Annotated in this window: 7 protein-coding genes and 1 pseudogene; 1 reads left to right on the top strand and 7 read right to left on the bottom strand. The window is 50.6% G+C overall.

Translation table 11 applies throughout. The features are described from left to right. Positions 1 to 117: 117 nt before the first annotated feature. The 3 genes and pseudogenes from MHZ97_RS22135 to MHZ97_RS22125 form a co-directional block, all read right to left on the bottom strand. Positions 118 to 414 (bottom strand): annotated as a pseudogene (locus MHZ97_RS22135) (DUF3304 domain-containing protein); the annotation flags it as partial. Positions 415 to 1,072: 658 nt separating this feature from the next. After that, entirely contained in the window at positions 1,073 to 1,405 is a 333-nt protein-coding gene (locus MHZ97_RS22130) for a hypothetical protein (RefSeq protein ID WP_239315689.1), read from the bottom strand. 254 nt (positions 1,406 to 1,659) lie between these two features. Continuing rightward, positions 1,660 to 2,049, bottom strand: a complete 390-nt coding sequence (locus MHZ97_RS22125; protein WP_239315688.1) for a hypothetical protein — start codon at positions 2,047 to 2,049, stop codon at positions 1,660 to 1,662. A 354-nt stretch (positions 2,050 to 2,403) separates the two neighbouring features. Here MHZ97_RS22125 and MHZ97_RS22120 point away from each other — a divergent pair, with 354 nt between their 5' ends. Continuing rightward, positions 2,404 to 3,681 (top strand): integrase arm-type DNA-binding domain-containing protein, encoded by a 1,278-nt coding sequence (locus tag MHZ97_RS22120; RefSeq protein ID WP_239315687.1) that lies wholly within the window; start codon positions 2,404 to 2,406, stop codon positions 3,679 to 3,681. On the opposite strand, the gene MHZ97_RS22525 is transcribed toward MHZ97_RS22120, so the two are convergent. The 4 genes from MHZ97_RS22525 to MHZ97_RS22520 all read right to left on the bottom strand — a co-directional run bounded on the left by MHZ97_RS22525 (position 3,638) and on the right by MHZ97_RS22520 (position 5,074). After that, entirely contained in the window at positions 3,638 to 3,814 is a 177-nt protein-coding gene (locus tag MHZ97_RS22525) for a helix-turn-helix domain-containing protein (RefSeq protein WP_146053851.1), read from the bottom strand. The two genes, MHZ97_RS22120 and MHZ97_RS22525, sit on opposite strands and share 44 nt — an antisense overlap. A gap of 108 nt (positions 3,815 to 3,922) precedes the next feature. Continuing rightward, a complete protein-coding gene (locus tag MHZ97_RS22115; protein ID WP_239315690.1) occupies positions 3,923 to 4,489 on the bottom strand; it encodes a phage N-6-adenine-methyltransferase in 567 nt (188 codons plus the stop codon). A 223-nt stretch (positions 4,490 to 4,712) separates the two neighbouring features. After that, positions 4,713 to 4,925 carry a hypothetical protein gene (locus tag MHZ97_RS22110; RefSeq protein WP_239315686.1) on the bottom strand — a complete coding sequence of 71 codons (213 nt, stop codon included), beginning with the start codon at positions 4,923 to 4,925 and terminating at the stop codon, positions 4,713 to 4,715. Further along, positions 4,922 to 5,074 carry a hypothetical protein gene (locus tag MHZ97_RS22520; RefSeq protein WP_375337779.1) on the bottom strand — a complete coding sequence of 51 codons (153 nt, stop codon included), beginning with the start codon at positions 5,072 to 5,074 and terminating at the stop codon, positions 4,922 to 4,924. The genes MHZ97_RS22110 and MHZ97_RS22520 overlap by 4 nt, the downstream gene beginning before the upstream one ends. Positions 5,075 to 5,245 lie beyond the last annotated feature (171 nt).

Here is a 5,245-nt window from a genome sequence, read left to right as displayed (position 1 = left end):
CATGGTGCGTGCGCTGAATAAAATAACGAAGGCTGGTATGCCAGAAAGCGTGCGTATTGCCTGAAAACCCGGTCAGCTACAGAGTCACTCGTCCTGAAGCTGATTTATTCAACAAAGCCGATATTTTTCCCTGTCCTGGAATCCGGGAAAACCTTCCGATGATCCCACGCCTGTTTCCCAGTCTACCTTTACAGTTATGCCGGGTTTCCATAATGGCGGTGCGTGGTAACAGCATCCTCCACCCCCTCCCTGAAAGGGGCCAATAGCATCCAGCCCGGACTGTCCGTTAACGCTGAAATGGTTAATCGCCCATTTGGTATGGTTGATGGCTTCGATAGTGCCAGCAAAAGCGATGGGGGAGCCGGTAAGAAGCAGAACGACACCGGTCAGCAGAGTCCTGTTACAAGGATTCATCCATAATTCCTTCTATCAACGGCCAAAATATGACCTTAATCCCTATGGTTTGTGCGTATTTTCCTCTGTTTTTTTGCATAAATCAAATCACCAGACAATAGATGCCTGATGCCCTCGTGGTGAATACCTGAGAAAGCGGGAGCGCGGCGGCCAGCATCTGGGGAGCTGAAAACACGTCAGGAAGTCATTAAACAATTCATAGCGGCAGGTATACGAAACTGTATCAGCATTGCCGACCAGGACGGGACGCGGAACAACCGACTCTGACTAAAGGGCTATTTATAAGCAGTCTTTTGAAGCTGGCGACGGGCTTTGAGCAGTAATCGATAGACCAGCTAAGCCTAACGAGAAAATGCCAAAAGCTTTATTCAGCGGGCACGAGATAACTGTCAGTGAGGCACTGAACTCAGGTTTGTCGAGAATCACCGACGCCATCAGCGTTCACGAGAGGGGGGCGACCGAGGCATGCAGTCGAACCGGCTAAGCGTGATGCGTATGGTAGGGTGGAGGTGGCTACTACAACGAACGAATCCAGCCAAACTAAACGGCCTGAGCCCGGTACAGTCTTGAGCTCAGGCCATGTCAGTCGCCAGTTAATAAAGTGTTCAATATTCAGGTTCACTTCACTATGGGCGGCTTATCATAAAACTATTCATTATCACGGATTGCGGTACTCTTCGTACGTGCGTGGTTCTGGATCGCCTTCTTTGCGATACAGGTTATCGGCTGCCTGCCGCTCTTTAACGTAAACCAGGGTTTCCTGCAGCTGGCGCTGCTCTTCAACCGGCATGGTATTAATCACGCCGCTGTTGATGGAGGCCTGAATTTTATCGAAGATTTCTATCGTAAATCCCAGGAACTCACTGTCGGTAAGGATCTCGTTCCGGTAGAGCTCACTGAGCGTTTTCTGCTTATCTAACTGCGTCTGGAGATCCGCTACCTGTTTGGTACAGGCGTCCAGCTGCGCTGAGTCTGAAGCGTTTAAAGCCATTTTTCACTCCCTCTTTAGTTAACCGTTATTTAATTAAACAGCATCATCAGTGTAATCTTCTGTCTCGGGAGTTAACAGCGTGTGGTTTACCTCAGAACATCTGTTTCTGTTATAAAATTATCTACATTCAGGTTTTTGTTTTAATTTAATTAATGCATTCGGGATTATAACCTGCCTGTTTCAGCGTGGGGCGAGGGCGACCAAGGTCGGCATTCCTTGTGGAATGCGCTCTGATGCGGGGTTAGAGTGGGTTTTTAATAAGTCAGGTTGAAGTTTTTTCCGGCCAGCCTGCGCAGAGCGGCCGTCGCTTGATGCAGCGGAGGATCGGAAGGCCGAAAAGTTAATTTGCCTGGCTGCTGGCTCAACTGGCGAAAGGTGCCAGGATTAGCCCACAGCTTAATTAACCTTGATGGAGTCTCCCTATGGGCCGAGTTAAGATCCGGTGCCAACAGTGTGGAGAGCGCCGTTTCCAGTACACCCTGCAAAATGATGAAAAACATACCCCTCACGGCGCTGTCTGCTTGAGCTGCGGCAGGCGGATTGACCGAAATAATCTCTATCAGCTTGCTCTGGTCAGGCGGCGGCCGGACGAGAGCGACGGCAGCTGAATAAACGGCCGGGCCAGGCTGCACTACTGTAACCACAGTGACAGGCCGCTGATGTAGTGACTCTGCCTTTCCCGTCAAAAAACCTGCTTTCCTGTCGACTGTCCAGGGCCTGCAGGTGAGATATCCTTTAGCCCTTAAGTGGTGTCAGCTAGACTCTACTCAATCGTCCACGCCGTTTTTATAATGACGGCGGAAGTTTAAAAACAGGATAACCCGCTGATAACGCCTCTTTATCCGCTAAAACAGAATAATTTAAAGGCTTGCAATGAAAATCCGCTTTCTGTCAGCAAATCCAAACCGTGATTCCGCATAGTTCCCCTAAGTTCCATTTCCCGCGCCCAACCTGAAGATCAGTAAACACTTTATCCCCACGTCGTTCCATGTTGTTCGTTGACAGCCCGTAAAAAACAGGACAACTTACCGGATAACATTTTTATCCGGTTGGTTCCTACGATGCCTTTGACAGATACCAAAGTGAAAAACGCGAAGCCCCAGGCTAAGCCCTACATTCTTCAGGATGGGAACGGCCTTTATCTAGAGGTTCGACCCAGCGGCACCAAGTTCTGGCGATATCGTTACTGGCTCACGCCAAAAAAAGACGGCAGGTATACGATCGGCGAATATCCGCATGTTTCGCTGGCAGATGCCAGGAAGGAGAGGGAAAGGGCAAGAGAGCTCGTTAAAAAAGGCTTAAACCCGACCGACGTCAGAAAGGTTGAAAAGCAGGCCTCTCTTGCCGAGGATCAGATAACGTTCAAGCTGGTTGCTCAGGAATGGCTTGAGAGAAAAAAACAGACATGGGCCAAAGGCACGTATGATCAGAATGAGCTCTTCCTTACTGTGCATTGTTACCCAGACTTTGGTGATCGCCCCATACTCTCGATTAAAGCACACGATATTCTGAAGGTATTGAGAAGGCTAGAGTCGCGCGGTACACATCAGTCTGCTCTCAAGGTTCGTCAGATCTGCTCAGCTGTGTTTTGCTATGCAGTGGCCACGTTGCGAGCCGAAACCGATCCAGCGGCTCCGTTAAGAGGCGCCATCATTGCACCAAAAGCTGTTAACTCAAGATGTCTTACTACAGCAGACCTGAAAAAGTATTTTGCATCTTTGGCTTCATACGGTGGGCACATACAAACGAAGCTGGCGCTTATGTTGCTGCCTTTTGTTTTTGTGCGTCAAAATGAGCTTAGAGGTGCCAGGTGGGAGCATTTCGATTTAGACAATGCGCTTTGGACCATACCGGCTGGCAGCATGAAAATGGGCAGAGCTCACTCAGTGCCATTGTCGCCTACAGCAATAAAAATACTGAAACAGGCTAAGACTGCGTTTCCTCACCGGGAGCTGGTTTTCCCGGGCATAAAAAAACCATTAGAGTCATTGGGCAATAGCACCCTTAATCGCGCGATCGTCTACTTAGGTTTTCAGCCTACTGAACTGACCTGCCATGATTTTCGCGCAACGGCATCGACTACCCTCTATGAAATGGGGTATCGCGGCGAAGTTATAGAGAAGCAACTTGCGCATGTTGAAACCAACACGGTAATTGCTGCCTACAACCACGCCGAATACCTTAATGAGCGAAGGAGTATGATGAATGCCTACGATGAGTGGCTGACCCAGTTTATGCCGCATGACTTCGTTTCAGTGATTCCTGATAACGTGTGATGCTTGATTCCGGCCAACGGCTCATTCGACAACCGTTACGTAGAGGCTTATCGATTTCACCACTTTTTACCTTTCGGTATAGAGTGGTTTTACCGATGCTCAGAATTTCACAAACCTGTCGGCAGCTATACATTCTTTCCATATCTACTCCTTTGGCGGCCATAGCCAGGCCAGCACGATACAAATAAAAAGGGCCAGATTAGTGATAATCCAGCCCATGTCGGCTTCTTTCTGGAGGCTGTCATGCGGCGCGCTCGTCGGTAGGCTCCCGGTCGGACAATAACTTTCTTCCGATCGCCATTAGCGTGTCACGCGAGACATAACCGGTTATGCCAAAATCTGAGGCGAATGGGTTCCAGATCAGCAGCATCGATCCCTTATTGTTGCCGTTGACCGGCTTGCTGGTATCAGCGCGAATAAACGAGAGGCGGCCGTCGATGATGAAACGCACCTCCGTGCATGAGTTCCGCGCCAGACTAAACCAGCCGACCGAGGTGTCAGCAGGAACGAGCATCACGGTACCGATCCCTTTACGGCATTCCTCCGCGGCTTTTTTCACCCAGGGAGAAATGTCGCTATACGGCGGATTGCACCAGGTTATTCCCAGTGGTAGCCGCCCGGCCCAGTCCTGCGCCAGCGCGTCATCCTTTTCGGTGAAGTAAACCGGCAGCAGGTGGTTATGTGCGCTGGCGGCCACATCCGCCACAAAACGGAAATCACGATTCAGCGCGGCGAATATTTCTGGCGGCGTCTGCCAACTGTCACGGTGTTCGGGCGGGGTGGTGCTGCCGCCATAGTCATTAACGATATTCACTGGCGAGTCTCCTTATCTACCTGCCGCACATAGAAGGACAGCCAGCGCTTTGCCGGGAATGTGCCAGGCGGGAGGCATTGAACAGTTTTGGCGTGCTTATCGAGAAGGGTTGTGATGATGCGGTCGTGTTCTGATTTAGGCCTGCCATCAATGGCTTTAAGAATCTCGCTCCTGCACTTACGCGCTACGGCCCTTAGAGCGTTTTCAGTTTGCGGCGTCATGCCACCTTTTGATTGCGAAGAGCGTGCTGAATGCGCTCATGGTCGGTGCGGCATTCATCGCTGCAAAAATGCCCCTTGTCGATTGGCTCTTCGCAGTAATGGCATTCACCTGTGTAAGTCATCTGCGGCACGGGCCTGTTCGCCAGCGCCACCTCTATCAGCTGCTGCTCTCTTGCTGCCGCTTCATCTGCTGCATCTGGAAAATTCATACCGCCTCCTTAATAGCCAGTTCGCACTGCTCAGAAACGCGGCGAATATGCTGCTCCATCTCCTGCAGAGACTGCACATCCGACATCTGCACATCGAGATGAATTAGCCCGGCAATCGCCTGGCTGAGCTTCGGGAAGTAGCCGACCAGCGAGAGATATTCACCGCCAGCGTTCTTTCCTTCCTTGACGACTTTCTTCTCCTTGAAGTGGTCAACAAAAACTGGCCACCGAGTTAGAGTTTTTCCAGTATCGGTTTTCCGATTCGTTTGGGGGTAACCCACCGTTATACCCATGCGGCCTTAGCGAGCTGTAATACCCGA

Origin of the sequence: Pantoea sp. ACRSC, from assembly GCF_022346785.1 — a bacterium.
Lineage (GTDB): Bacteria > Pseudomonadota > Gammaproteobacteria > Enterobacterales > Enterobacteriaceae > Pantoea > Pantoea alvi.
Note: the sequence above shows the minus strand (reverse complement) of the source record. Positions and strands in the feature narration are given on the sequence as shown.

Bases quoted from the DNA above. Each gene is read 5' to 3' on its own strand.
- MHZ97_RS22110 (WP_239315686.1), bottom strand. From the start codon at position 4,925: ATGAATTTTCCAGATGCAGCAGATGAAGCGGCAGCAAGAGAGCAGCAG.
- MHZ97_RS22130 (WP_239315689.1), bottom strand. From the start codon at position 1,405: ATGGCTTTAAACGCTTCAGACTCAGCGCAGCTGGACGCCTGTACCAAA.
- MHZ97_RS22525 (WP_146053851.1), bottom strand. From the start codon at position 3,814: ATGTATAGCTGCCGACAGGTTTGTGAAATTCTGAGCATCGGTAAAACC.